Consider the following 24,138-nt stretch of genomic DNA (forward strand, 5'->3'; position numbering starts at 1 on the left):
AAAGTGACCGCACCGATTCGCTTCCCGCGCTTTTTCGTGACCAGCCCTGCGCCGTGTCCGTATCTGCCGGGCAAGAGCGAACGCAAGGTGTTCACCGAACTGCGCGGCGACAATGCCGACGAACTGAACGAAGCGCTCGGCCGCATCGGTTTTCGCCGCAGTCAGACGGTCGCCTATCGCCCATCCTGTCTCGACTGCCAGGCTTGCGTGTCGGTGCGTGTCGTGGCGGATGAATTCCAGCCATCGTCGACACAGAAGCGCACGCTGAAAGCCCATGACGATCTGATCGCCACGGAATGCCGCCCATGGGCCACCGCGGAACAGTTTGAATTGCTGCAGAAATATCTCGCTGCCCGCCACCCCGGTGGCGGGATGACGCAGATGGAAGAAACCGATTTCGCAGATATGGTGGAACACACCAGCGTATCTAGCTATGTGATCGAATATCGTGAGCCGGGGATCGGTGCCGAGCAGGGGCGCTTGGTCGGAGCTTGCCTCACGGATTATCAGGGTGACGGGCTGTCGATGATCTACAGCTTCTACGATCCTGACCACGAGGGACGCGCCGGGCTTGGGAACTACATCATTCTCGACCACATCCGCAGAGCGGCGGAACGAGACCTGCCCTATGTCTATCTCGGCTATTGGGTCGAAGGGGCAGAGCGGATGCAGTACAAAGTCCGTTATCGGCCGCTCGAACGCCTTACCCGCGGTGGATGGGAACGCATGCCAGAAAGGGAGCAGAAGCGACTTATCGCCAATGCAACCGCTCCACGGGGCCGGCGCCGCGAAGAAGCTCTCCCCGCAAAGGACGGGCTCGCAGCGGAATATCGCATTACCGACTGATATTGCGCGGTCCGTTATCGGAACCTGTCTGGCAGCGATCGCGCTGGCGGGCGCCACCCCCTTGACCGCGCAGGATAGTCCTGCCTCCTCTTCGCTCGACGAACTCATACCGGACAGCGCCGTCGAAAGCCCCGATGACTGGGCGCAGCAGGGCACGGACGAGCAGGTCATCTCGCAAGCCGAGGCAGGGTCGCAGCTCGATGCGGAAACTCCGATTTCCGAGGCTCCCGACATGTCGATCGCCTGGCCGGAAGATGTCGATCTCGATCCGCTGGTTCCGCTCGAGCCGGAAGAGGATATCGAATTCGTTCAGTTGCTCGACGATGCACCGCGGCTGGCATTCGACGAAACCGATGTCGAGGAACTGTCGGGCTCGCTGGTGCTCGGATTCCCGCAGAAGGAGCCACCCTTCAGCGAGCGCGAGGATTTCGTCGACAGGTTCGAAGCTCTTTCAACCATCGAGGAACTGGGCGATGGCGACGAAAATGTCGCGCAGCTTGCTGCCCGGGCCCGAAAGGACGAAGAACTCCTCGAAACGCTGCTGCGGGTCTATGGCTATTACGAAGGCGAGGTCATCCGCACGATCGGTACCCGCCGGGCCGGAGAGGATTCGGCGGATCGGCGCCCTCGCGTGCGGTTCGATGTCATTCCGGGTGCACGATATACATATGGTTCGATCGATCTCGGCGATCTCGACACGGCAGTAGATGCCGGAACTCTGCGTCAGTCTTTCGATATCAAGGTTGGCGACTATCTCCAGTCGGACACGATCGTCACGCAGCGTTTCAACCTCGATCGGGCATTGGGCGAAACCGGATACGCCTTTGCCGAGATCGACGAACCCGAACTGCTGATCGATCACGAACGGGTGCAGGGCGACCTGACCATGCATGTGCGGCCCAAGGGCAAGTATGTGTTCGGGGATGTGGTCAGCAACGACGAGGAATTCCTTTCCGGCCGCCACCTTGCCACGATCGCCCGTTTCGACCCGGGGGATGTGTACAAGCGCAGTATCGAACTCGACCTGCGCCGTGCAATTACGGCTACCAGCCTTGTCTCCACCGTCGATGTGCAGGCGCGCGAAGTCGTGCCTCCCCGTGGGGACGAGCCCGGTGTGGTCGCCATGGATGTCACGATGGAGCGGGCCAAACTGCGCACCATATCGGGCGCTGTCGGCTACGGTTCGGAAGAAGGTATCCGGCTTCAGGCAAGCTGGGAACATCGCAACCTGTTCCCGCCTGAAGGTTCTCTGCGACTGCGCGGGATTATCGGAACGCGCGAACAGCTCGCCGGTGTAACCTTCCGCAGGAACAATCTGGGTGGCAGGGACAAGGTTCTTACCGCGGACGTCTATGCATCGAGTATCGACACCATTGCTTACGATGCCGACACGGTGGCGCTGACCGGCACATACGAACGCACATCCACCCTGTTGTTCCAGAAGCCGCTGGCTTGGGGCATCGGCATGGAAATCCTCGCGACCGATGAACGCAACCGGGTGATTGGCGGCATTCCGCGCCCCCGTCAGACCTATTTCATCGCCTCGCTTTTTGGCAGGGCCACCATCGACACCAGCGATTCACTCCTCGATCCAACGCGTGGCTTTCGCCTGACCGGGTTCCTCGGTCCGGAAACCTCCCGCACGGGCGGCCAGCAATATTATTATCTGAGGAACCAGGCGGACGCGTCCTTCTATCAGTCCGTAGGCCAGAGGACGGTGATCGCCGCTCGCGCACGATTTGCCAGCATTCAGGGTGCCGAACTGGCTGGCATTGCACCGTCACGCAGGCTTTACGCAGGTGGCGGCGGTTCTGTCCGTGGCTATGGTTTCCAGGCGATCGGACCGAAGAACGATCTGCTCGAACCGACGGGCGGGCGCAGCCTCGTCGAAGCATCCCTGGAAGCGCGTGTCGGCACCGGTCTGTTCGACGGCGCGCTCTCTGTCGTGCCCTTTATCGATGCCGGTAGCGTCTCAATCGACACAGTGCCCGACTTCCGCTTCATCAAGTTCGGCGCCGGCGTAGGTGTGCGATACACCACCGGTTTCGGCCCGATCCGGCTCGATGTGGGCATTCCGCTAAACCCCGAACCAGAAGATTCGCCCGTCGGAGTCTACATTTCGCTGGGTCAGGCTTTCTGATGGCCACCGAACAACCGGCCGCAGACATCGAGGAGCGTCCTGCCCGGCGCCGCCTTCGCGTTGGGCGCGTTGGCAAGTGGCTCCTCGGCATTGCGGCCGCTTTCGTACTTCTGGTCGTTGGGGCGCTTGTCGTTCTCAACACGCCTCTTGGTGAACGCTTCATCGCCAGCCGCATTGCGGAACGCACTTTCCCCAATGGCCTCAACATCCGGATCGGACGAATAGAGGGTAATCTCTATGGGGCAGCAGTCCTTCACGATGTGCGCCTGTCCGATCCCAAGGGCGTCTTTCTCACCATACCTCGCGCCGAAATCGACTGGAATCCGGGGGGCTGGCTTTCCAACCGGCTGGAAATCGACAGCTTCGCCGCTCGCCGGGCTACTCTCGCGCGCACTCCGGAATTCTTGCCAAGCGAAGAAGACAATCCCGTACTCCCCGGGTTCGATATCTCGATCGACCGGCTCGAAATAGACAATCTGACCCTTGCTCCCGGTATCGCCGGCAACCGCCCGCAGCGGGTCGATATCACCGGCAGTGCCGATGTTACCGACAGTCGCCTCATGGTCGATATCGATGGCCGTCTGGGCGAACGGGACCGGCTCGCGCTGCTGCTGGATGCCGAACCGGACGGCGATACCTTCGACCTGTCCCTGGATGTCGATGCATCGGCAGATGGTCCGATCACAGCCATGGCCGGTCTCGAAGCCCCCTATACCGCACGCATTCGCGGGGATGGCACATGGTCGCAATGGTCCGGCAGCCTGCTGGTCCGTAGCGAGGACGCTCGCATCGCGGCGATGCGCATTACCAATGCATCGGGACGTTCGGGCCTCCTTGGAAAGTTCGATCCGTCGGATTTCCTCAGCGGCATCCCCGCGCGTGCGCTGGGCGATGATGTCGCGCTTAAAGCGGACATCGCGATAGACCAGCGCCGCTTCGATGGCCGTGTGATGATGGCCGGGCGTGGATTGATCCTGGATGCCAATGGCCTGCTCGACCTCGCGGACAACAGGGCGGAAAATATCGAACTCGCCGCTTCCGTGCGCGACCCGGCCCTGCTCGGCGAAGGTATCGCCCTGCGCAACGGGCGGATCGATGCGACGGTCGACGGGGCCTTTTCGGATCTCGCGATCCGCCACGATCTGACGGTGGGCGAAGTCGACATCGGCGGTACGAAGTTGGCTGGCCTCCGGCAGCAGGGCACTGCCCGGTACGATGGCACACGGTGGACGCTGCCCCTGGGGCTTGCGGTTTCACGGGTGACGAGCGGCAATGCCATGCTCGATCCGCGCCTGGTGAACGGCACCGGGCGCGGCACGCTTGTGCTGAGCGGGCCGACCCTTCTGTCGGATGATCTGCGTCTTGTGTTCCCCGGCACCTCGGCCAATCTGGCTCTTCGCGGTGACCTGTCCGCGGGACGATATCAGATTCGCGGGCCGATCCGCGCAGAACGGCTGCCCCTCGACAATGTCGGCACGTTGAACGGGACCGCGGTCATCCGGCTTGCCCTCGCACCGCAAGCGCCGTGGCGTCTCTCGGCCGATCTCGATGCGCGCATTGCCCCTGTTACCAACGCGACGCTGGCCAACCTCGCCGGCACACCCATCCGCGTGCGCGGCGGGGTGGCGGTGGGCGGCAATGCCCCGCTTGATTTCAACCGTCTGCGTATTGATGCAAGCAAGGTGCAGATGGCGCTCGATGGCAGCGTTCGGGACGGGACTACCCAGCTTGCAGGGGAGGGCACGCATACCGATTTCGGCCCCTTCACCGTAGAAGCCAGCCTCAGCGACGCCGGGCCGAGCGCCGCGCTGGTTTTCGCACGGCCTGCGACCGGGCTCGACAATGTCCGCGTGGCGATAGCCCCGTCAGACGAGGGTTTTGCCATCGATACCGAAGGCAATTCGGTGCTCGGACCCTTTGCCGGCCAGCTTGGCCTTATCGCACCGTCCGGCGGTCCGACCCGCATCGCGATCGAGACCATGCGCGTGTCCGATACCAGTGTCACCGGCGCCATCGCGCTGGTAGACGGCGGCGCGGACGGCACGCTCGCTTTCACCGGTGGCGGTCTCGACGGAACCGTGGCGCTGACGCCGCGCGGCGGCGGACAGGGCCTCCAGGTCGACCTGCAAGCCCGCAATGCGCGCTTCGGCGGCGATACGCCCTTGCGCATCACCCGCGCGGATATCGATGCGACGGGTCTTATTCGCGATGGCAATACGAGCTTTTCCGGCTCGGGTACGGCAGCCGGATTGTCTTACGGCACGCTGTTCATTTCCCAGCTTGCAGCCCGCGGCGAGGTCGAGAACGGCGTCGGCCGAGTGGATGCCTCGCTCTCGGGCAGGCGCAGCGGGCGCTTCGTGCTGGATGCGAATGCGACCATCCGGCCCGATCGCATCGCGCTCGCCGCACAGGGTCGGTTTGCCGGTCGCCGCATTTCCATGCCGCGCCGCGCCGTGCTCACAAGTCTGGACGGCGGGGGCTGGCGCCTCGCACCGACGCAATTCTCCTATGGCGATGGCGGGATGATCGTGTCCGGCGATTTCGGCGGCAGGGATCTCGATTTCGATTTCAAGCTCGCCCGCATGCCGCTCTCCCTCATCGATGTCGCGAAAGCCGATACCGGCCTTGGCGGGACGATTTCGGGCACGGTCCATTATCGCACCGGTGCCGACATGGTGCCGGTAGGCGAAGCCAAGGTGAAGATCGAAGGGCTGACGCGCTCCGGCCTCGTCCTGACCTCCCGCCCGGTGAACGTCTCGCTGGTGGCGGAACTGACCGAGAGCGATCTTCAGGCGCGTGCCCTGTTGCAGAACGAGGATATCCAGCGCGGGCGCGTGCAGGCGCGGATCACCGGCCTGCCGCAGCAGGGTATCCTTATCGAACGGCTGCGCGCAGGCCGCCTGTCGGGCCAGTTACGCTATCGCGGCGCGGCGGAAAGCCTGTGGCGGCTCGCCGCTCTCGACACGTTCGACATAACCGGCCCCATCGCCATCGCCGCAAATGCAACCGGCACGTTGCGCGATCCCACGGTGCGCGGCTCCATCTCGGGCGACAGCCTGCAATTGCGCAGTTCGCTGTCGGGCACCGACATTCGCGATATCGCCATGCGCGGCCGGTTCCAGGGGTCGCGCCTGCAGCTCACGCGCTTTGCCGGTACGGCGGTCAACGGCGGCAGCGTCAGCGGCAGCGGCATTGTCGATCTGCGGACCCTGGGCGAGACGGTTCAGGGCAGGGTACTGGAAATCCGCGGGCCGATCATCGATCTGCGCGCCTCGGCCAAGAATGCGCGCCTGCTCGATACGGGCGGCCTCAGCGCCACGGTCACCGGACCGCTGCGGATCGTCTCGGACGGGCTCGGCGGTACGATTGCGGGCAAGGTCCGCGTCAACCGGGCCAGCTGGACGCTGGGCACGGCGGCCGACGATCTGCGTGTCCCGCAAATCGCAACGCGCGAAATCAATACGCCCGCCAACCGCGATCCGCAGGTGGCGGCCGGCCGACCCTGGCAATATCTCATCAATGCCAAGGCAAGCAGCCGCATCGATGTCGATGGCATGGGGCTGGACAGCGAATGGGCTGCGGACATCGTCCTGCGCGGCAATACGTCCGATCCGCGCATCGGCGGGCGTGCGGAAGTGGTTCGCGGCAACTACACCTTTGCCGGAACCCGCTTCGAACTGACCCGCGGCGAGATCGAATTCGATGTGGACGCGCCGATCGATCCCCTGCTCGACATTCGTGCGGAAACGGACCGGGACGGCCTGAACGTCGAAGCGAACGTCAGGGGCAGCGCGACGCAGCCCGAAATCACCTTCACGTCCAACCCTTCCCTGCCGGAAGAGGAACTGCTGGCCCGCCTGCTCTTCGGCGGTTCGGTCACCAGCCTCTCGGCCACCGACGCTCTGCAGCTTGGCGCGGCCGTGGCCAGTCTGCGCGGCGGGGGCGGCATGGACCCGATCAACCAGTTACGCTCCGCGATCGGGCTCGATCGCCTGCGTATCGTCAGCGCCGATCCCGCACTGGGCCGCGGCACGGGCGTCGCATTGGGCAAGAATTTCGGGCGCCGCTTCTACGCGGAGATCATCACGGATGGACGCGGCTACAGCGCTACGGAAGTGGAATTCCGTGTGACCAGCTGGCTGTCGCTACTCGCTGCCGTGTCGACGGTCGGGCGCGAAAGCGTCGTCGCCGAAATCAGTCGCGATTACTGATCCGCGCGGTCAGTCCTTCGGCGGCATCAGCACCTGGCTGATCGGTATGACGACACCGTTGTTGGTGGCGGTCGCCGTCCCGGCAAAATTGGCGCTGCCGCCATCTTCCAGCTCCGCCTTGATGCCGTCGCCTTCCCGGGAAAAGATGACATCCGTCTCGCCGAGCGTGGCCATCGTTACCGGGCCGCCCTTGCGGTCGATGGCTTCCCCAATCGATTCCGGCGTCAGATGGCCGGGCAACAGATGGTCGCGTAATAGCGCCACCAGAACCGGGCGTTGCTCGTCTTCGAGCAGCGTTTCGCCTTCCTTGCCCAGGGCTTCGAATGCCGCGTCGTCGGGCGCCAGAATCGTGTAGCTGGCCGGGCCGTCGAGAACGCCGGACAGTTCGGATTCGTCCATCGCCTCGCGCACGATATCGAGATCCTTCTCGGCCCCCAGAGCGGCCGCCAGCGTAAGGGTTCCATCGTCCCGCGTGGCGCCTTGGGAAGTGTGTTCTTCCGTTTCGCTGCATGCTGCAACCAGGGGAAGGGAGACGAGAGCGATTGCGGCAAGGCCGCTTTTCCATGCGTCGGTCATGTTCTGTCCCTTCAGACCAGCAGGTCGATGGCGGCGGAAATCAACTGGGTCTGCGGGTCGATCTGATAGACATAGCCATCCGAATATCGATACCACGCGTCGTCACTGTCGGCGTACCGATCCCGATACGGGTAGGGCACGTTATAGACGTCATAACCCGCTGGCATCGGCTCACCGATGGAGAAATCGTCACCGGTCAGCAGGGCAACCACCGACTGGATCGCTGAATCGCTCGGGTTCACCCGGTAAATGACATTGTCGGCATAGCGGTAGGTATCTCTCGGCCCCAGATCGTAATAATCGACGTAATAGTCGGGCACCGAATGACTCGAATAGCTCGACGGCCACTGATTACCGATTGCCAGCGCTCCTCCCAGCAGGGGGATGTATCCAGCTATTCCGCCATCGCTCGCTGGACGCAGAAGATAGCCGTCGTCGTAATAATAGCGGCCCGAACTGTAATTCTTCAGGCCGAACAAGCGGGGTCGATAATCGTACCCATTCCAGGTGCGGTAATTTTCGTACCGCTTCTTGGCCTGTCCCGGCGGCATGCAGCCATTGTACTTCTTCGCCAGACCCGGCGGACAGCCGGCGATCGCTCGCCGGTCCCTGTCGCGCACGAGGAAGGTCCGGTCCTGGTCGTACCGCACGCGATCGACATAACTGATAAGGTTGCGATCGCCCCGCCGGACATCGCGGCGTCCGTCCCTTCGGTCCACGCGTCGTTCGACGGATCGCTCGATGCGACGCTCGGCCCGCTGTGACAGATCCCTGCGGTCATCGCGCCGGTCCACCCGACGTTCGACAGCGCGCTCTTGAGGTCGCTGACTGATCCGGCGTTCGATTTCACGGGGGACATTCTGGCGGGCATCTCGTCTGTCGGGCTGCTGGGCCATGCGTTTATCAGGCCTGGCATCCCTGTTGCCGTTGCCGGTACGCTTGGGGCCACGATCCGGCGGACCACGCTCGACCTTGGCGGCACTATTGCCCTTGCCGTTACCCGGGCCGTTGCCATTGTCTCCGTTCTTGCCCGGTTGGGCATAGGCGCCACTTGCCACCAAGGCGATCGCGGCTGCTCCTGCTAACAGGATACGCATCATTAGAACTCCTTTGCGGGGCTAACGGGGGATGGAGGCTTCCGGTTCCGGTTAACCTACGCGCAAGAATTGGCAGAACTCTGCGGTTTTCAAGCTGCCCCATAAAGCGCAGCCTCGGCGCGCCGGCGGCGGATCAGGCCTTTCAGCACTCGCCCGGCCGCGTAAACCCAACGGTGGAATTCTTTAGCCGCGTCTGCATGATCGCCCGCCAGGTGCCGTTTGAGCAGTGTCGAACGGGCAATCGCGCCGGTGTTGTAATGGAAGCTCACCAGCGCATCGAATTGCGCCTGGCTGGTCGGCGCATCGCCAATGGCCTGCACCACATCGCGGGCATGGCGCTCGATATCGGCAGCAAGGCGCCGGTCGCATTCCTCCCGGGTCCACACCGTGCCGGGGCCGATACCGGGTCCCGTTGCCCCCCATCCGATCGTCCACGGATCGCCGCCGCTGCCGGGATCGGGATAGGCCTCGACCATGCCGTCGCCCCGCACGCGCGCGCAGCCTTCGAACTCCTGAATCAGGCGTATGCCTGCCGGGCTGACCTCACGCGATGCCCCGGCCACGTCGGTCATCGTGTCGATCGCCTTGTCCAGCGTGTCGACCTCCGATTGGCGCAGGCCCCGGCCAAGCAGGTTTCTCACGATGTCGAACAGGGGTTTGCGGTTCATCAGGGCCTCCATGAAAACGAGGCAACCTGATTAGGCATCGAATGGGCGTGTAGGAAAATGGTTTTTCACCGGGCGCGCGAAAAAGGCCGCCCGGTCGCCCGGACGGCCTTTCCTCGGTGAAATAACAGGGCCGATCAGGCGCTGTAATACATGTCGAATTCGGCGGGGCAGGGCGTCGTGTCGACGCGCAGGACTTCTTCCCACTTCAGTTCGGTATAGGCCTCGATCTGGTCCTTGGTGAAGACGTCGCCCTTCAGCAGGAACTCGTGATCGGCTTCCAGTGCTTCCAGTGCTTCGCGCAGCGATCCGCAAACCGTCGGGACCTCGGCCAGCTCTGCAGGCGGCAGGTCGTACAGGTTCTTGTCCATGGCTTCGCCTGGGTGGATCTTGTTCTGGATCCCGTCGAGACCGGCCATCAGCAAGGCAGCATAGGCAAGGTAGGGGTTGGCCATGGCGTCGGGGAAACGGAATTCCACGCGCTTCGCCTTGTCGCCCGCACCGTAGGGGATGCGGCACGAAGCGGAACGGTTGCGCGCCGAATAGGCCAGCAGAACCGGTGCTTCGAAGCCGGGGACCAGCCGCTTGTAGCTGTTGGTCGTCGGGTTGGTGAAGGCGTTCAGGGCCTTGGCATGCTTGATGACGCCGCCGATGTAATAAAGGCAGTTTTCGCTCAGGCCGCCGTACTGGTTGCCGGCGAAGGTCGGCTTGCCGTCGTCCCAGATCGACATGTGCGTGTGCATGCCGCTGCCGTTATCCGCTTTGATCGGCTTGGGCATGAAGGTCGCGGTCTTGCCGTAGATGTGGGCTACCTGATGCACGACATACTTGTAGATCTGCATGTTGTCGGCGGTTTCGACCAGCGTGCCGAAGGTCAGGCCCAGTTCGTGCTGCGCCGCGGCCACTTCGTGGTGGTGCTTGTCGCAGTTCAATCCCATTTCGATCATGGTCGAAACCATTTCGCCGCGGATGTCGACGGCGCTGTCGACCGGGGCAACGGGGAAATATCCGCCCTTGGCGCGGGGGCGGTGCGCCATGTTGCCGCTTTCGTATTCCTTGCCGCTGTTGGTTGGCAGTTCGATGTCGTCGATCGCATATCCCGAACCGGCATAACCGTCTTCGAAACGCACATCGTCGAACATGAAGAACTCGGCTTCGGGACCGACATAGATCGTGTCGCCGATGCCCGTCGACTTCAGGAAGGCTTCGGCGCGCTTGGCGGTCGTGCGCGGGTCGCGCGCATACCATTCGCCCGTCGAAGGTTCGACGATGTCGCAGAACAGGATCATCATCGGCTCGGCGCTGAACGGATCGATATAAACCCGTTCCAGGTCGGGCTTCAGGATCATGTCGCTTTCGTTAATGACCTTCCAACCGGCGATCGACGATCCGTCGAACATCAGGCCGTCATCGAGTTCGTCTTCGGTCAGGATCCCGGCCACCATCGTCAGGTGCTGCCACTTGCCCTTGGGATCGGTGAAGCGCAGATCGACCCACTCGATGCTTTCGTCCTTGATCTGTTTCAGGACGTCGCTTGCACTTGCCATTGGTATTGCCTCCGTTTGAACTGAAAATTCCTGCGGGTTTTCCCGCGCTAACTCAGATTGCGTCGTCGTCGCGCTCGCCTGTGCGGATGCGCAGGGCGCCTTCGATCGACGAAATGAAAATCTTGCCGTCGCCGATGCGGCCCGTCTGGGCGGCGGCGGCGATGGCTTCCACCGTGCGGTCCGCGATGCCGTCTGCCACCACGACCTCCAGCTTCACCTTGGGTAGGAAATCGACGACGTATTCGGCGCCGCGATACAGCTCGGTATGGCCTTTCTGCCGCCCGAAGCCTTTAGCCTCGGTCACGGTGATTCCCGACACACCGATTTCGTGCAGGGCTTCCTTCACCTCGTCGAGCTTGAATGGCTTGATGATCGCTTCGATCTTTTTCACGTCGTCTCCGAACCCCTGAGGAATGGTGTCGCTCCACCCTTCGCGCGTTTCTTTCCAAGAATCGTGCCAAGGCCTTGGCGGAGGGGCCTAACCGAAGAATCGATGCGCGCCAAACTGAGTTGGCGCAATTTTTGCGATGATTGGTGCGCAATCGGCGCAACTGCCTCGATAGGAACGCAGAGTGCTGCTTACACGGCAGTCACGACTTGCCTAATTTTTGGGCAGGATGAGGCCGGCGGTCTCTGGCAGGCCGCACATCAGATTGAGGTTCTGCACGGCTGCACCGCTCGCGCCTTTGCCCAGATTGTCGAGCCGGGCGATCAGTCGTGCATTCCATCCGCCTTCGTTTCCGAACACGAACAGTTCCAGCCCGTCGGACGGTGCGGCATCGGTGTCGAGCAGGAGCTCGCTCACCGGGGTGGCATCATGAACCGTGACGACGTCCGATCCCGCGTAGAATTCGGCCAGGGCCGTTCGCAGGTCGTCCGCATGACGCTCGCCGTCCATGGCACCGAGGTGCAGCGGCACCTCGACGATCATGCCGCGATAGGCCGGGACGACCGACGGTGCGAACAGCACGGGGTGTTCCAGTTCGGCATGCGCCTGCATTTCCGGCAGGTGTTTGTGCGCCAGATCGAGCGCATATGTCCGAAACGCTATGTTCGGCTCCTCGATCATACGTTTGATTAGCATGCTTCCGCCGCCGGAATATCCGCTCACGGCGTTGACCGTGTACGGCCAGTCGGCTGGCAACAGCCCCGCACGCACCAGCGGCGCGACCAGCGCGAGGAAGCCTGTGGGGTAGCATCCGGGGTTGCTCACCCGCCGCGCATCGGCCACCCGCTCGCTGCCGATCAGCTCGGGAAAACCATAGCACCAGCCCTCGCTCGTGCGGTGCGTGCTGGATGCATCGATCACTCTCGTGCCGCCGGAAGTGTCAATCATTTCAACCGCTTCGCGCGCCGCATCGTCGGGCAGGCACAGGATGGCGATATCCGCTTCGTTCAGCGCTTCGCGCCGCGCGGCAGGGTCCTTGCGCTTCGCATCGTCCAGCCTCAGCAGTTCGAACTCGCTGCGCTCGGACAGCCGGTCGGCAATCTCGAGGCCGGTCGTGCCTGCAGCCCCGTCGATGAAGATTTTATGTGTCACTCGCTCGCAGCCAGCATGCCCAGCCGGATATATCCGCTCGGCCCTTCCGGCCCGCACGCCACCCACGCCCAGTCGCCCGCGCAGTCCAGCACCTCGACTTCCTGTCCGGCATCCAGCGTAGCGCCCACTTCGGCATCGTCGCGCATGGCGAGCATCAGCGGTGCGGGCGCATCTCCGATATTGCGGAGCTGGGGGATGACATAATGGGCGGCCAGATAATGTTTCGCCAAGGCAATATGCGCGAGATCGCCGCGCAACGGCAGAGTGCCGGGCGCGGGCTTTTCCACCGGACCGGTAAGTCCGACGATACCTTCGGGAAGAGAGTAGCTGGCTTGAGCAGTCACGCTGAGGGCAGAATCCGGAAATGAACGTTGCGCGCGCTTAACGCCGCGGCTCACTTCAGGCAAGGCGGCGAGCCTCAGCCTCCACCGAAACGCGCCTGCAACATGTGCCATGCGGCCCTCAGCCCATAGGCATCGCCGCCCTTGGGACGTCCCGGTTTTGCCTGAGGGCGCCAGGCAAAGGTATCGAAATGCGCCCAGTCGATCCCTTCGCCAACGAACTTGTCGAGGAACAGGCCCGCGACACTTGCCCCCGCAAATGCATTGCCGTGGGCATTGTTGGTGTCGGCAATTTCCGAGACCAGCCATTCACGATAGGCATCGGGAAGGGGCAGGCGCCAGGGTTCGTCGTCATGAGCCTTGCCTGCAGCGATCAGCGCCTCCGCGGTTGCATCCCTGCGCGTCATGAGCGCTGGATATTCAGGCCCGAGCGCCACCCGCGCAGCGCCGGTGAGCGTAGCGAAATCGATAATAAGGTCGGGCTTCTCTTCGCTTGCCCGTTGCAGCGCGTCGCCCAGGATGAGCCGGCCTTCGGCATCTGTATTGCCGATTTCGACAGACAGTCCCTTGCGGCTCTTGAGGACATCGCCAGGCCGGAAGCTGTTGGAACTTATGGCATTTTCGACTGCCGGGACAAACAGCTGCAAGCGGACAGGAAGACCTGCATTCATAACAAGGCCTGCCAACGCGATGGCGTGCGCGGCGCCGCCCATATCCTTTTTCATGAGCAGCATGCCGGTGGAGCTTTTTACGTCCAAACCGCCGCTGTCGAAACACACGCCCTTACCGACGATGGCCAGGACCGGATCGCTCTCCTTGCCCCATGTAAGATGCATGATACGCGGTGCATGATGGCGCGTGGCGGCGCGTCCCACGGCATGTACCATGGGATACTCCTGTTCGAGTGCATCGCCCTTTGTGACGCTCAATTTGGCGGAATGCTGCTTCGCCAGCTTTTCGCATTGCTCTTCAAGCGCTGCCGGCCCCATGTCTTCTGCCGGCGTGTTGACCAGATCGCGCACCAGGCACACCGCCTGCGCTTCTGCGACGGCGCTATCGATCGCTTTCACGTCCTTGGTCAGGATCACTCGGGGGCCCGTCGGCCGTTCGGGTTTCTTGTAACGATCGAATATATGCTGCGCTGTCTGCCATCCATGCAGGGCGGGGCCCGGTTCGCCCTCAGCCCTGCGATACGTACCTTCGGGAAGGTTTTCCGCGAGCTTGGCCATGCACCAGCTGGAGAGTTCCTTCGGGTCAGCGACCCCGCCGACGGCGAACCAACCGTCACCATCCGGTACGATGCCGACCTGATAGCCGCTCCCGTCGAATTTCTGGCCTTCCAGAGCCGCGCGTTGGCTGGTCGAAAGTTTTTTGCGCCAGTCCGAGTACCCGTCGCGGTTGACGAGATGAATGGAAATCGCTTCCTGTCCCTGGTCGGGCTGGATAAGCGTTTGCTTGTCGGCCATGTTCAAGACGTACCCCTGACTATCGTTGTCGCAAAGGAAACCGTGATGCGCGCGCCCCTGTTCCTGATTTCGCTCGCCCTGTCGAGTGCAGCCTGCTCCGACGGAGCCGAGTACGCCGACAAGACGGGGACGTCCAATCCGTCCGCGCAGGCGAGTGCTTCGGCCAGTTCAAGCACCAAGGCGGAAGCGGTCAACATCGCGAAAACCGCCGAGAAAGATGGCGGAACCTGGGAGTTTTCCTACAAATGGCCCGCTGCAGTAAGCGCCATTCCAGAACTCGCAAAGCAGTTGGGGGCAGAGCGTGATCAGCGCGAGAAGGAAGACCGCGCCGAATGGGATGCAACGCTGACCGAACTCGCCGGTGACGGCGATTGCGGTGGTTGTCGTAGCCGCAGCTTCGCCAAGGAATGGAAGGTCGTCGCCAGCCTGCCCGATTTCCTCAGTCTGTCGGCCGACTATTCCGATTATACCGGCGGCGCGCACGGAATGTATGGCAAGCAGTCGCTGGTATGGGACAAGCAGGCCAAGGCGTCTCTTGCCGGGGTCGAAATGTTCAATTCACCGGTCGCCCTGGAACAGGGGCTTGGCGCGCGGCTTTGCGATGCGCTCAACAAGGAGCGGGAAAAGCGGCGAGGCATGGCGGTCCAACCCGATAGCGACAGCATGTTCGATAATTGCCCCGGGCTCGACGAAGCCACGGTGCTGGTCGGATCGTCAAATGGCAACACCTTCGATCGGATCGGGATTTATTTCGGCCCGTATGTTGCCGGACCCTATGCAGAAGGCGCCTATGAGCTGGATTTCGATGTGACAACCAGCGTGATCGATGCGGTGAAGCCTGCATATGCGGGTGCGTTCAGCGTTCGCCGATAGGCATCTCGCAATTGCGGCCTAAAGTCACTATGTGCACGGCATGACGGAATATCAGGTAATCGAGGCGGACGAGACCGTCTATCGCGATGGGACAATCAAGCTGCATGGCCCGGACGGGTATGAAGGCATGCGCAAGGCAGGGCGTCTTGCGGCGGAAATCCTCGACGAGCTGACCACTTTCGTCCAGCCAGGTGTGACGACCGGCGAGATAGACGACAAGGCGCGCACCATGATGCTGGATGCAGGTGCTGTGCCTGCCACCATGGGGTATCGCGGTTATGCGCATAGCTGCTGCACGTCGATCAATCATGTGATCTGTCATGGCATACCGTCCGACAAGGCTCTCAAGGACGGCGACATCGTCAATATCGACGTCACGCCGCTACTGGATGGCTGGCATGGCGATACCAGCCGGATGTATTTTGCCGGCGAACCTTCGCTCAAGGCGCGCAAGCTGGTCGATGTGACCTATGAATGCCTGATGCTGGGGATCGATGCTGCGTCGAAACCGGGCGCACGCCTTGGGGATATCGGTGCGGCGATCGAAGAACATGCGCGCCAGTTCCGTTATGGCGTCGTGCAGGAGTTCTGCGGTCACGGCCTTGGCCGGTTGTTCCATGATGCGCCGGAGGTGATCCATGCGGCGCGCGCCGGAACGGGACCGGAACTGAAACCCGGCATGTTCTTCACCATCGAACCGATGATCAATGCGGGCCGACCACACGCCAAGATCCTGCGCGACGGCTGGACTGCAGTGACGCGCGACAAGTCGCTATCGGCGCAGTTCGAACATTCCATCGCAGTCACCGACGATGGTGTGGAAATCTTCACCGAAAGTCCCAAGGGACTGCACAAGCCGCCGTATTAGGTTTCGCGGGCTGCCTTCAGCGCAGCTCCGGCGCCGAAGGGTGCGACAGCGCACAACCCCAGACTGATCGCTCCGGCGAGCATTAGACCACCGGGATCGGGGCGCGCGAGGGCGCCAGCGCCGAAAATGAGGATCGGCACCGCCAGGGGGATGACCATCAATCCTGCCAGTGCCGCGCCGCCGCGCATGCTTGCGGTAAGCGCGGCGACGATAAGGCCAACCGCCGCCAGTCCCGGAGTGCCAGCCACTAGTCCGAGGAGCACTGTCTGCGTGGTCTTGCCATCAAGGCCAAGCAAAGCGGCTGCCGGTAAGGTTGCGAGCAGAAGGAACGGCGCAAAGGCCAGCCAGTGTGCGAGCAATCTGACGGCCATGGCCGTTTCTTCGCTGATACCGCGCAGACGCAGCTGATCGAATATCCCGGCGTCGAGATCGCCCGTCACCAGCTTTTCCAGCGGCAGGATCGCGGCGAGGAGCGCTGCGATCCAGATTACGCCTCCGCCGGTCCGTGCGAGCAATCGCGCGTCGGGGCCGACGGCAAAGGGATACAGCATGGCGACGGCAAGAAAGAACAGCAGCGGCAACAGCCCGCTGCCGCTGTGTCCGCCCGGCAACAAGGTGGCCAGATCCCGTCTGAGCAGCGCAGCGATCATGCGGCAAAGTCCGCCAGAGCGACGGTTAGCGGCGCGGGTAGCGCTATAGGCTGGTGCGATGCGACAAAGGCGATCCCACCGGCGCGGCAATGCTGATCTATCAGGGCTTCGAAAACGGTTTGCGCATGATGGTCCAACCCGTTCAGCGGTTCGTCCAGCAGCCAGATCGGGCAATTGGAGTTGATCAGGCGGGCAAGGGCGGCGCGCTTTTTCTGCCCGGTCGAGAGATATCGAACCGGAATGTCCAGCAACGGCGCGAGCTGGAGAAGGTCGCCCGCGCGTCCCATATCGGCATTGCCATCCAGTCGTTCCCAAAAGGCCAGGGCCTTGCCCAGCGGCAGATTGGCGTCGAGTGCCAACCGTTCATCGACCAGGCCCCTTCCGCCGTAATGCTGCACATCCCCTGCATAGGGACGGAGCAAGCCGGCAAGAATACGGATCAAGCTGGATTTGCCGATGCCGTTAGGCCCCGTAACATGCACGGCATCGCCAGCGACGCAGTCTATCGACAGCTTGCGAAAAAGCAGTCTTTCGCCTCGACGGCAGGCAATGTCCTTTGCGGCGAGGCGAGCTTGCATGGGCGGGAGCGATAGGCAAAAGGCGCCCACGCGACAAGCGAGAGGAGATTCGTGCGTTATGGCAGTAGAACAGTTGAGCGAGGAAGAACGCGATAGCTGGCTGAGGGCGCTGCCGAAGTGGTCGTCGTGCCGCGATGGCGCTGCTATCGAGCGCAAGTTCGAATTCTCCGATTTCTCCGAAGCGTTTTCGTTCATGACGCGGGTGGCCATGATTGCCGAAACGCGCGATCACCACCCCGAATGGTTCAATGTCTATAATCGGGTCGAAATCACACTGACGACGCATGATGCAGGCGGGTTGAGCCTGCGCGATGTGAAAATGGCGCGCAAGATCGACGCGCTGCTGGCCTGACCTTCGTTATTCGCCCATCGGCCTGGTCAGCGCGCGCGTCTGCTTGCGAACCCGGCCAGGCAGCCAGCGTGCGCCGAACGCCAGCGTTTTCGCGGTCTTGCCGACGACGGTATGCAATTTGTCGCCGTGGATGGCGGCCCATGCCGCAGCAGCGACATCCGCGACCGGCGTGATTTCGAGCCCTGCACCCGTCACCCGCTGGCGAATATCCTCGTTCGATCGCGCATTGGGGTTGTGATTGAGCAGGGGGGTGTCGATGAAACTGGGCATGAGGGAGCGGACATTGATCCCATCCACAGCCCATTCCCCATCCAGGCTTTCCGTCACGGCACGAACCCCGAACTTGGTCGCCGAATAGACGCTTGCCCCGGGTGTTCCGTACAAGCCCGCTGCACTCGCGGTATTAAGCAGGCACGAGCCGGGGGCAGTCTGCTTGAGGTAGGGGTAGGCCGCCTGTGCGCCGAACAGAACGCCCTTGAGATTGATGTCGAGCGTGCGTTCGATTTCCTCGGCGCTGTTTTCGGTCAGCGATCCGCCCAGCGGTACGCCTGCGTTGTTGAACAGCACATCGATGCGCCCGCCGGCAGCCACGCAAAACGCATCCAGCGCTTCGTCCCAAGCGGAGCGGTCACGCACATCGAGGGGGTGCGAATAGACAAAGCCGTTTCCGATCATTTCTTCGGTTTCGCGCATGCCCGCCTTGTCGATATCACCGAGGCCGACAAACCAGCCGCGCTGGCCGAAATAAAGGGCAACTGCGCGTCCGATTCCGGATCCACCGCCAGTGATGAAAATGCCCCTGCGATCACCCATGCTGTCTCTCCCTCTCGCGCGTCTAAAGCGCGGCGTTATTATATGTGTGCCAGGTGAAGATGGCCATTGCGCCGCGATGGGGCCGCCATCTTTCCCCCAACTCACGCGTTTCCTTCTCGCCCGGTCTTGCCGGCAGTTCGAGCATGCGACCGACGGCCTCCTGCACCGCCAGGTCGCCCGCAGGCCAGATGTCCTTACGCCCTTCTGCAAACAGCAAATATATCTCCGCCGACCAGCGGCCAATGCCCTTGATCCTGGTGAGTTCGGCAATGGCCGCTTCATCGTCTTCGGGCAGGTTGTCGAAGGCCAGTTCTCCACTCGCCACCAATTCGCACAGGCTGCGGGCGTAGCCCTGTTTCTGACGGGACAGTCCGCAGGCGCGCAATGTATCGAAGTCGCGGGCCAGCAGATCCTGTGGAAGCATGTCCTCGCCAAGTTCCGCCTCAAGCTTGTTCCAGACTGCTGCAGCGGACGCGACGCTCACCTGCTGGCCTACTATCGTGCGCAGGAGCGTGCGGTAACCCGTCGAGCGAATGCGCTCTTCGGGATAGCCGCAACGCTCGATTGCGGCGGCGACGATGGCGTCATCTGCGGCTACAGCGTCGAGATGTTCGCGCAATTGTGCGTTGGTCAGGCCCATGGCGAGTGTGCTTGCCTTCCCTTTCCCGATTGAATAGCAGCGCGACGCATAGGTTGGGCCAGTGGCCCTTTGCAACCGAGGAAAGACGTAAAATGCCGAAACTGATCGTCACCACACGCGAAGGCGAGACCAGCGAAATCGACGTATCCGACGGCCTGACCGTTATGGAAGCGATCCGCGATAACGGTTTCGACGAACTCCTGGCCTTGTGTGGTGGCTGTTGTTCCTGCGCAACCTGCCATGTTCACGTCGACGAATCCTTCGCCGGCAAATTGCCGGAAATGAGCGAGGACGAAGACGATCTGCTCGAATCGACCGATCACCGCAGCCCGACATCGCGCCTTTCCTGCCAGATACCCTTCACGCCGGAACTCGACGGATTGAAGGTTACTATCGCGCCTGAAGATTGATGTTGTTTGCGGGTTAAGGTGGCTGCGCCTACCTCGCCAGACATGACTTCAATTCCAGTACGCGAGCACACGCTCGATCTCATCGGCAACACGCCGCTCGTGCGCCTCGAAGGGCCGAGCGCGGAAGCCGGCTGCGACATCTTCGGGAAATGCGAATTCGCCAATCCAGGCGCAAGCGTTAAGGACCGGGCTGCCCTTTATATCATTCGCGATGCGGAAGCGCGCGGAGACCTGAAGCCTGGCGGCACTGTGGTCGAAGGAACCGCGGGCAATACCGGCATCGGTATCGCGCTGGTGGCCAATGCGCTGGGCTATCGGACCATCATCGTGATGCCCGACAACCAGAGCCACGAGAAGATGGACACGATCCGCGCGCTCGGGGCGGAACTGGTCACCGTGCCGCCGACCAAATATGCCGACTGCAACCATTTCCAGCACGTGTCGCGCCGGATGGCGGAGGAAATCGACGGTGCGATCTGGGCAGGCCAGTTCGACAACACCGCCAATCGCAAGGCGCACATCGAAACAACGGCCAAGGAACTGTGGGAGCAGCTCGAAGGCCGGATCGACGGCTTTACCTGTGCCGCAGGAACCGGCGGGACCATCGCCGGTGTCGGTATGGGCCTGAAAGAGTTCGACGAAAACATCGTCATTGCGCTGACCGACCCGCACGGCGCAGCTCTGTACAACTATTTCGCCAATGGCGAGCTTAAGGCTGAAGGGTTCTCTGTCGCCGAAGGGATCGGGCAGGGGCGTATAACCGGAAATCTGGAAGGCGCGCCGATCGATACGCAGTTCCGCGTTTCGGATGAAGAAGGTCTAGAATGGGTGGCCCGCCTGCTGCGCGAAGAAGGGCTGTGCCTCGGTCTGTCGAGCGGCATCAACGTTGCCGGTGCCATCGCCCTGGGCAAGCAACTGGTCGCAGAGGGGCGCGACAATCCGCGGGTGGCCACGATATTGTGCGATACCGGCTTCCGCTACCTCTCCACGCTCTACAATGCCGAATGGCTGGCGTCCAAAAAGTTGCCGGTTTTCGATTGGTTGCAATCCGGCGATTGACTGGCAGGCAGGGGTGCCTAGGCTAATGCGCGTGCCGCAATTTTTCGACATGAGCCGCAAGCCATCGGTGCGCGAGCTGCCCGACGTCAACGGTGGCGTAGACGCGCGCCGCGAGCGGACGGTGCAACGTCTGCAGATCGGCGCGACCGGGATCGTCATGATGATCCTGCTCGTCGGTCTGGCTAGCATCATCCAAGACCGTGCTGCCGAAACAGATGCGACGACGGTGCCCGAGGCTGCCCCTACTACCGAGCCGACGCAGACAGCTCCGCGGAACGATCCGTTGGTAGAGGCCGGTGTGGTTCCCGATCTCGCAGTCGAGCCGACGGCCGTTCCAGATACCGTATTGACGCCGCCGCCACGGGTTGAGAGCAATGCTTCGCCTGCCGAGAACTAAAGGCGTTCTTACATTGCTGACGGTGCTGCTTGCAGCTTGTTCCACGGGCAAGGTCAGCGAAGAGGTCGCTCACAAACACCCTGTCGGTCTGTTCTCGACCCTGCCGATTTACTGGGGCGAGGGCGACATGGCGGCAATACTCGATGGCTCAAATCGAAGCGACTGGGTCCGCGACCTTATCGAACAGCGATTTGACATCGAGCCGCTCGACACTGTGGAGCCCGATGCGATCGACGGGCTCGATCGCATGATTATGGCGCAACCGCGACCGCTTGCTCCGTCCGAAAATGTGGCACTGGACAATTGGGTGCGCGCGGGAGGTCGGCTGCTGATTTTCGCCGATCCACTTCTGACACGTCACAGCGATTTTGCGCTCGGCGATCGTCGCCGTCCGCAAGATGTTGTGCTCCTTTCTCCCATCCTCACTCGCTGGGGACTCGAGCTGCGCTTCGACGATGCGCAGCCAAGCGAGGAGCGCCTGATATCTGTTTCCGGCAATCAGTATCCTGTCAATCTTGCGGGCCAGTTCGTCGCGACGGGAGATGGCAAATGCACAATCTCGGGAGCGGGGCTTTTCGCCTGGTGCAGTGTCGGGGACGGGCGGGTCACATTGATGGCGGATGCAGCGATATTGGATAGTGAAGAGACGGCGGCGACCTCAGCGCAAAGGCAAGTCTTGCTGGCGACCCTGATCGGCGATGCACTAAACTGATCCCACGGGATTTTACGGGAAAGATGCGGGATCATGACGCGAGTCCATCGATGGACTCGCGCAAATCCGTGTTTTCACTGACATCCAATGGGACGCTCGGTAATGGGATCAATTCTGGCCGAACGAATTATATCTAATTAATTCAGAGTTTTACGAGCTTATCCCGTAAAATCCCGCAATTTTCCCTTCCATCCCGGCTCTGCCCGCGATAAACCAAACACACATCGGACAAGCACTGTCTATTCGCGCTCGGTGACGGGGCGGGCGCCTCGCCCACCTGTGTGGGCGAGCGGGGAAGTGTTGCCTGATGGGGAGGTAATCGAAACCGTATTTGGGGTTTGGGGACAGTGTCTTTCGGAGGGTATAGCGGACAGGCCTATTCGCCGGCGGGCGACAAGGGCCGCTTCGTGCTTCCCCCCCTTTTCCGTAAGGCTGTTAAGGAATCGAGCGACGGGCGCGTCTTGTGCCTCATGAAGCATCCGTCATGGAACTGCCTCGTCGGCTTCGGCCTGTCGCGCAAGCCCGAGCTCGAGGCCCAGCTCGATCGCGAAGAAGAACTCGCGGTTCGGCTTGGCAAGGAATTCGATCGCGATACCCGGTCCAGCCAGCTCTTCGGCTTCATCGAAATGCCGTTCGATGACAGCGGTCGCTTCGTTATGCCCGATCATCTGCGCACGCTTGGCAACATCGACGACGGCCTCTATTTTCAGGGCGGCGGTCGCTTCTTCACATTGTGGAACCCGGAAGAGCTCGCACAGATGGGCGACGACTGGGCCGGCGCCAAGGCGGCATGCGAAAGCTTTCTGGCCGATGCGAAGGGTAAGGGCGCTACCAAAGGTGCTGGCAAGTGACCGGGGCGCCGCACATCCCCGTCCTTCTCGACGAAGTAATCGAAGCGCTGGACCCGCAGCCGGGCGACGTCGTGATCGACGCAACCTTCGGGGCGGGCGGTTATACGCGCGCGCTGCTGGAACGCGGTGCCATCGTCCATGCATTCGACCGGGATCCCGACGCAATCGCCGCAGGCCGCAGCTGGAGCGAAGCGGAAGAAAATCCACCCCGTCTGGTTCTGCATCCCCATCGCTTTTCCGAAATGGTCGACGTCATGGCGGCGGCGGGTATCGCGCGGGTCGACGGTGTGGTGATGGATATTGGCGTATCATCGATGCAGCTCGACCAGGCGCATCGCGGATTTGCCTTCTCGTCGGATGGTCCGCTGGACATGCGCATGAGCCAGGAAGGGGCGAGCGCGGCGGATTTTCTCAACGGTGCCGACGAGAAGGCGATCGCCGATATTCTCTATACCTATGGAGAAGAACGCCAGTCCCGCCGGGTTGCCCGCGCCATCGTAGCAGCACGTCCGCTCGAAACGACCGGCGAACTGGCGCGTGTCGTACGCAAGGCGCTGGGCCACAAACCGCACGATAAGAAAGACCCGGCCACCCGCACTTTTCAAGCCATCAGAATTCACGTGAACGGCGAGCTGGACGAACTGTCCCAAGCACTGTCCGCCGCCGAGCACGTGCTGCGTGAAGGGGGCCGCCTCGTGGTGGTCAGCTTCCACAGCCTCGAAGACCGGATCGTCAAGCGCTTCCTGCGCGAGGCGTCCTCAACCCCGAGCGCCTCGCGTCATGTCCCTTTGGCAGCGCAGGACGATCCGGTTTTTTCGAAAGTCAGCAAGGCCATCAAGCCGGGTGAGGCCGAGATCGAACGCAATCCGCGCGCCCGTTCCTCTGTCCTGCGCGCTGCGACGCGGACCGCGACGCCCGCACGGGAGGCCGCGTAATGGTCGGTGGATCGCGTATTCGTCAGATCGGCTGGGCGCTTGTTCTGGCCGTTTGTTTCGCCCTGCTTCTGGCGTTGACGTTCAAGGTGAACGCCGTGAAGAGCGACGTGCGCCTCGCCGAACGCCAGATCATCGCCGCACAGCAGGCCAAGCTCATGCTCGAAACCGAATTCGAAACCCGCGCCAGCCAGCAGCAGTTGTCGGATTGGAACGCGGTCGAGTTCGGTTATTCCGCTCCACGTGCCGACCAATATCTCGAGAGTGAACGCCAGCTTGCGGCTTTGGGCACTCCGCGCGGTATCAACGCGCCATCTCCGGTGCGCGTGGCCTTGAACCGACCGGAACCTGAATCGGAAAGCCTCTTCGCCGACTGGATCGACGATGACGAGGAAAGCGCCGCTCATCGTCCGGACCGGCGCGAACTGGCAGCGGTAACGGCTGGGGGGCTCGCCGAGCGCCTGTCCAGCCCGGCGGTCGGCATCGCCGCCGTGGCGGAGGTCAGCCAGTGAACGCTTTTTCCGGCTTTGGCCCCGCCATTGCCGCGGGAAAAAGCGGGCATGGTGCAGTCAGC

Annotated in this window: 25 protein-coding genes; 13 read left to right on the plus strand and 12 right to left on the minus strand. The window is 62.3% G+C overall.

All coding sequences use genetic code 11. From position 1 onward, the window contains the following. Positions 1–3 precede the first annotated feature (3 nt). From AC13F2_RS12355 to AC13F2_RS12365, 3 genes are read left to right on the plus strand one after another with little or no spacing between them, the layout of a single operon-like run. Complete coding sequence (locus AC13F2_RS12355; RefSeq protein ID WP_103022735.1) at positions 4–846, plus strand: arginyltransferase; 843 nt, start codon at positions 4–6, stop codon at positions 844–846. After that, the gene (locus AC13F2_RS12360) at positions 761–2,986 is read left to right on the plus strand and encodes an autotransporter assembly complex protein TamA (protein WP_482965366.1); all 2,226 of its coding nucleotides are present in this window, start codon (positions 761–763) and stop codon (positions 2,984–2,986) included. Before AC13F2_RS12355 ends, AC13F2_RS12360 begins: the two co-directional genes overlap by 86 nt. Further along, positions 2,986–7,197, plus strand: coding sequence for a translocation/assembly module TamB domain-containing protein (locus AC13F2_RS12365; RefSeq protein WP_482965367.1), 4,212 nt, complete (start codon positions 2,986–2,988; stop codon positions 7,195–7,197). The genes AC13F2_RS12360 and AC13F2_RS12365 overlap by 1 nt, the downstream gene beginning before the upstream one ends. Positions 7,198–7,206: 9 nt before the next feature. Here the strand turns inward: AC13F2_RS12365 and AC13F2_RS12370 are convergent, their stop codons facing one another. From AC13F2_RS12370 to AC13F2_RS12405, 8 genes are all read right to left on the minus strand, one after another. Then, on the minus strand, positions 7,207–7,773 hold the full coding sequence (locus AC13F2_RS12370; protein WP_482965368.1) for a fasciclin domain-containing protein: 567 nt from the start codon (positions 7,771–7,773) through the stop codon (positions 7,207–7,209). Between the two features lie 11 nt (positions 7,774–7,784). Then, complete coding sequence (locus AC13F2_RS12375; protein WP_482965369.1) at positions 7,785–8,870, minus strand: hypothetical protein; 1,086 nt, start codon at positions 8,868–8,870, stop codon at positions 7,785–7,787. A gap of 89 nt (positions 8,871–8,959) precedes the next feature. Continuing rightward, on the minus strand, positions 8,960–9,538 hold the full coding sequence (locus AC13F2_RS12380; protein ID WP_482965370.1) for a lysozyme: 579 nt from the start codon (positions 9,536–9,538) through the stop codon (positions 8,960–8,962). Between the two features lie 134 nt (positions 9,539–9,672). After that, a complete protein-coding gene (glnA, locus tag AC13F2_RS12385; RefSeq protein WP_103022569.1) occupies positions 9,673–11,082 on the minus strand; it encodes a type I glutamate--ammonia ligase in 1,410 nt (469 codons plus the stop codon). Between the two features lie 52 nt (positions 11,083–11,134). After that, a complete protein-coding gene (locus AC13F2_RS12390) occupies positions 11,135–11,473 on the minus strand; it encodes a P-II family nitrogen regulator (protein WP_103022570.1) in 339 nt (112 codons plus the stop codon). A 210-nt stretch (positions 11,474–11,683) separates the two neighbouring features. Further along, a complete protein-coding gene (argC, locus tag AC13F2_RS12395) occupies positions 11,684–12,622 on the minus strand; it encodes an N-acetyl-gamma-glutamyl-phosphate reductase (protein ID WP_482965371.1) in 939 nt (312 codons plus the stop codon). Then, complete coding sequence (locus tag AC13F2_RS12400; protein ID WP_103022572.1) at positions 12,619–12,966, minus strand: SH3 domain-containing protein; 348 nt, start codon at positions 12,964–12,966, stop codon at positions 12,619–12,621. Before AC13F2_RS12400 ends, argC begins: the two co-directional genes overlap by 4 nt. 74 nt (positions 12,967–13,040) lie before the next feature. Next, a complete protein-coding gene (locus tag AC13F2_RS12405; protein ID WP_482965372.1) occupies positions 13,041–14,429 on the minus strand; it encodes a leucyl aminopeptidase family protein in 1,389 nt (462 codons plus the stop codon). Between the two features lie 45 nt (positions 14,430–14,474). Here AC13F2_RS12405 and AC13F2_RS12410 point away from each other — a divergent pair, with 45 nt between their 5' ends. Next, the gene (locus AC13F2_RS12410) at positions 14,475–15,302 is read left to right on the plus strand and encodes a PdaC/SigV domain-containing protein (RefSeq protein WP_482965373.1); all 828 of its coding nucleotides are present in this window, start codon (positions 14,475–14,477) and stop codon (positions 15,300–15,302) included. A 40-nt stretch (positions 15,303–15,342) separates the two neighbouring features. Continuing rightward, complete coding sequence (map, locus tag AC13F2_RS12415) at positions 15,343–16,170, plus strand: type I methionyl aminopeptidase (RefSeq protein ID WP_221597838.1); 828 nt, start codon at positions 15,343–15,345, stop codon at positions 16,168–16,170. On the opposite strand, the gene AC13F2_RS12420 is transcribed toward map, so the two are convergent. Both AC13F2_RS12420 and ccmA read right to left on the minus strand, forming a co-directional pair. Next, a complete protein-coding gene (locus AC13F2_RS12420) occupies positions 16,167–16,820 on the minus strand; it encodes a heme exporter protein CcmB (protein ID WP_482965374.1) in 654 nt (217 codons plus the stop codon). The two genes, map and AC13F2_RS12420, sit on opposite strands and share 4 nt — an antisense overlap. Then, positions 16,817–17,398, minus strand: coding sequence for a heme ABC exporter ATP-binding protein CcmA (ccmA, locus tag AC13F2_RS12425; RefSeq protein ID WP_482965375.1), 582 nt, complete (start codon positions 17,396–17,398; stop codon positions 16,817–16,819). Before ccmA ends, AC13F2_RS12420 begins: the two co-directional genes overlap by 4 nt. Before the next feature lie 58 nt (positions 17,399–17,456). Here ccmA and AC13F2_RS12430 point away from each other — a divergent pair, with 58 nt between their 5' ends. Continuing rightward, a complete protein-coding gene (locus tag AC13F2_RS12430) occupies positions 17,457–17,750 on the plus strand; it encodes a 4a-hydroxytetrahydrobiopterin dehydratase (RefSeq protein ID WP_103022578.1) in 294 nt (97 codons plus the stop codon). A 6-nt stretch (positions 17,751–17,756) separates the two neighbouring features. On the opposite strand, the gene AC13F2_RS12435 is transcribed toward AC13F2_RS12430, so the two are convergent. Beyond that, positions 17,757–18,563 carry an SDR family oxidoreductase gene (locus AC13F2_RS12435; RefSeq protein ID WP_482965376.1) on the minus strand — a complete coding sequence of 269 codons (807 nt, stop codon included), beginning with the start codon at positions 18,561–18,563 and terminating at the stop codon, positions 17,757–17,759. 22 nt (positions 18,564–18,585) lie between these two features. Next, positions 18,586–19,203, minus strand: coding sequence for a DNA-3-methyladenine glycosylase family protein (locus tag AC13F2_RS12440; RefSeq protein WP_482965377.1), 618 nt, complete (start codon positions 19,201–19,203; stop codon positions 18,586–18,588). Between the two features lie 92 nt (positions 19,204–19,295). Here AC13F2_RS12440 and AC13F2_RS12445 point away from each other — a divergent pair, with 92 nt between their 5' ends. The 7 genes from AC13F2_RS12445 to AC13F2_RS12475 all read left to right on the plus strand — a co-directional run bounded on the left by AC13F2_RS12445 (position 19,296) and on the right by AC13F2_RS12475 (position 24,076). Next, on the plus strand, positions 19,296–19,613 hold the full coding sequence (locus tag AC13F2_RS12445) for a 2Fe-2S iron-sulfur cluster-binding protein (RefSeq protein ID WP_196846691.1): 318 nt from the start codon (positions 19,296–19,298) through the stop codon (positions 19,611–19,613). A 42-nt stretch (positions 19,614–19,655) separates the two neighbouring features. Continuing rightward, positions 19,656–20,672 carry a cysteine synthase A gene (locus AC13F2_RS12450; RefSeq protein WP_482965514.1) on the plus strand — a complete coding sequence of 339 codons (1,017 nt, stop codon included), beginning with the start codon at positions 19,656–19,658 and terminating at the stop codon, positions 20,670–20,672. A 31-nt stretch (positions 20,673–20,703) separates the two neighbouring features. Beyond that, entirely contained in the window at positions 20,704–21,069 is a 366-nt protein-coding gene (locus AC13F2_RS12455; protein ID WP_196846689.1) for a hypothetical protein, read from the plus strand. Positions 21,070–21,091: 22 nt separating this feature from the next. Continuing rightward, the gene (locus tag AC13F2_RS12460) at positions 21,092–21,781 is read left to right on the plus strand and encodes a DUF4350 domain-containing protein (RefSeq protein ID WP_482965515.1); all 690 of its coding nucleotides are present in this window, start codon (positions 21,092–21,094) and stop codon (positions 21,779–21,781) included. 347 nt (positions 21,782–22,128) lie between these two features. Next, positions 22,129–22,632 carry a division/cell wall cluster transcriptional repressor MraZ gene (locus AC13F2_RS12465; RefSeq protein WP_482965378.1) on the plus strand — a complete coding sequence of 168 codons (504 nt, stop codon included), beginning with the start codon at positions 22,129–22,131 and terminating at the stop codon, positions 22,630–22,632. After that, complete coding sequence (gene rsmH / locus AC13F2_RS12470) at positions 22,629–23,567, plus strand: 16S rRNA (cytosine(1402)-N(4))-methyltransferase RsmH (RefSeq protein ID WP_482965379.1); 939 nt, start codon at positions 22,629–22,631, stop codon at positions 23,565–23,567. The genes AC13F2_RS12465 and rsmH overlap by 4 nt, the downstream gene beginning before the upstream one ends. Then, positions 23,567–24,076 (plus strand): hypothetical protein, encoded by a 510-nt coding sequence (locus AC13F2_RS12475; protein ID WP_103022587.1) that lies wholly within the window; start codon positions 23,567–23,569, stop codon positions 24,074–24,076. Before rsmH ends, AC13F2_RS12475 begins: the two co-directional genes overlap by 1 nt. Positions 24,077–24,138: the final 62 nt, after the last annotated feature.

Source organism: Qipengyuania sp. L-5Y (assembly GCF_056859455.1).

Coding starts and splice junctions, on each gene's coding strand:
- AC13F2_RS12360 (WP_482965366.1), top strand. CDS start 761: ATGCAACCGCTCCACGGGGCCGGCGCCGCGAAGAAGCTCTCCCCGCAA.
- AC13F2_RS12365 (WP_482965367.1), top strand. CDS start 2,986: ATGGCCACCGAACAACCGGCCGCAGACATCGAGGAGCGTCCTGCCCGG.
- AC13F2_RS12370 (WP_482965368.1), bottom strand. CDS start 7,773: ATGACCGACGCATGGAAAAGCGGCCTTGCCGCAATCGCTCTCGTCTCC.
- AC13F2_RS12375 (WP_482965369.1), bottom strand. CDS start 8,870: ATGCGTATCCTGTTAGCAGGAGCAGCCGCGATCGCCTTGGTGGCAAGT.
- AC13F2_RS12380 (WP_482965370.1), bottom strand. CDS start 9,538: ATGAACCGCAAACCCCTGTTCGACATCGTGAGAAACCTGCTTGGCCGG.
- glnA (WP_103022569.1), bottom strand. CDS start 11,082: ATGGCAAGTGCAAGCGACGTCCTGAAACAGATCAAGGACGAAAGCATC.
- AC13F2_RS12405 (WP_482965372.1), bottom strand. CDS start 14,429: ATGGCCGACAAGCAAACGCTTATCCAGCCCGACCAGGGACAGGAAGCG.
- AC13F2_RS12410 (WP_482965373.1), top strand. CDS start 14,475: ATGCGCGCGCCCCTGTTCCTGATTTCGCTCGCCCTGTCGAGTGCAGCC.
- map (WP_221597838.1), top strand. CDS start 15,343: ATGACGGAATATCAGGTAATCGAGGCGGACGAGACCGTCTATCGCGAT.
- AC13F2_RS12420 (WP_482965374.1), bottom strand. CDS start 16,820: ATGATCGCTGCGCTGCTCAGACGGGATCTGGCCACCTTGTTGCCGGGC.
- ccmA (WP_482965375.1), bottom strand. CDS start 17,398: ATGCAAGCTCGCCTCGCCGCAAAGGACATTGCCTGCCGTCGAGGCGAA.
- AC13F2_RS12430 (WP_103022578.1), top strand. CDS start 17,457: ATGGCAGTAGAACAGTTGAGCGAGGAAGAACGCGATAGCTGGCTGAGG.
- AC13F2_RS12435 (WP_482965376.1), bottom strand. CDS start 18,563: ATGGGTGATCGCAGGGGCATTTTCATCACTGGCGGTGGATCCGGAATC.
- AC13F2_RS12440 (WP_482965377.1), bottom strand. CDS start 19,203: ATGGGCCTGACCAACGCACAATTGCGCGAACATCTCGACGCTGTAGCC.
- AC13F2_RS12445 (WP_196846691.1), top strand. CDS start 19,296: ATGCCGAAACTGATCGTCACCACACGCGAAGGCGAGACCAGCGAAATC.
- AC13F2_RS12450 (WP_482965514.1), top strand. CDS start 19,656: ATGACTTCAATTCCAGTACGCGAGCACACGCTCGATCTCATCGGCAAC.
- AC13F2_RS12475 (WP_103022587.1), top strand. CDS start 23,567: ATGGTCGGTGGATCGCGTATTCGTCAGATCGGCTGGGCGCTTGTTCTG.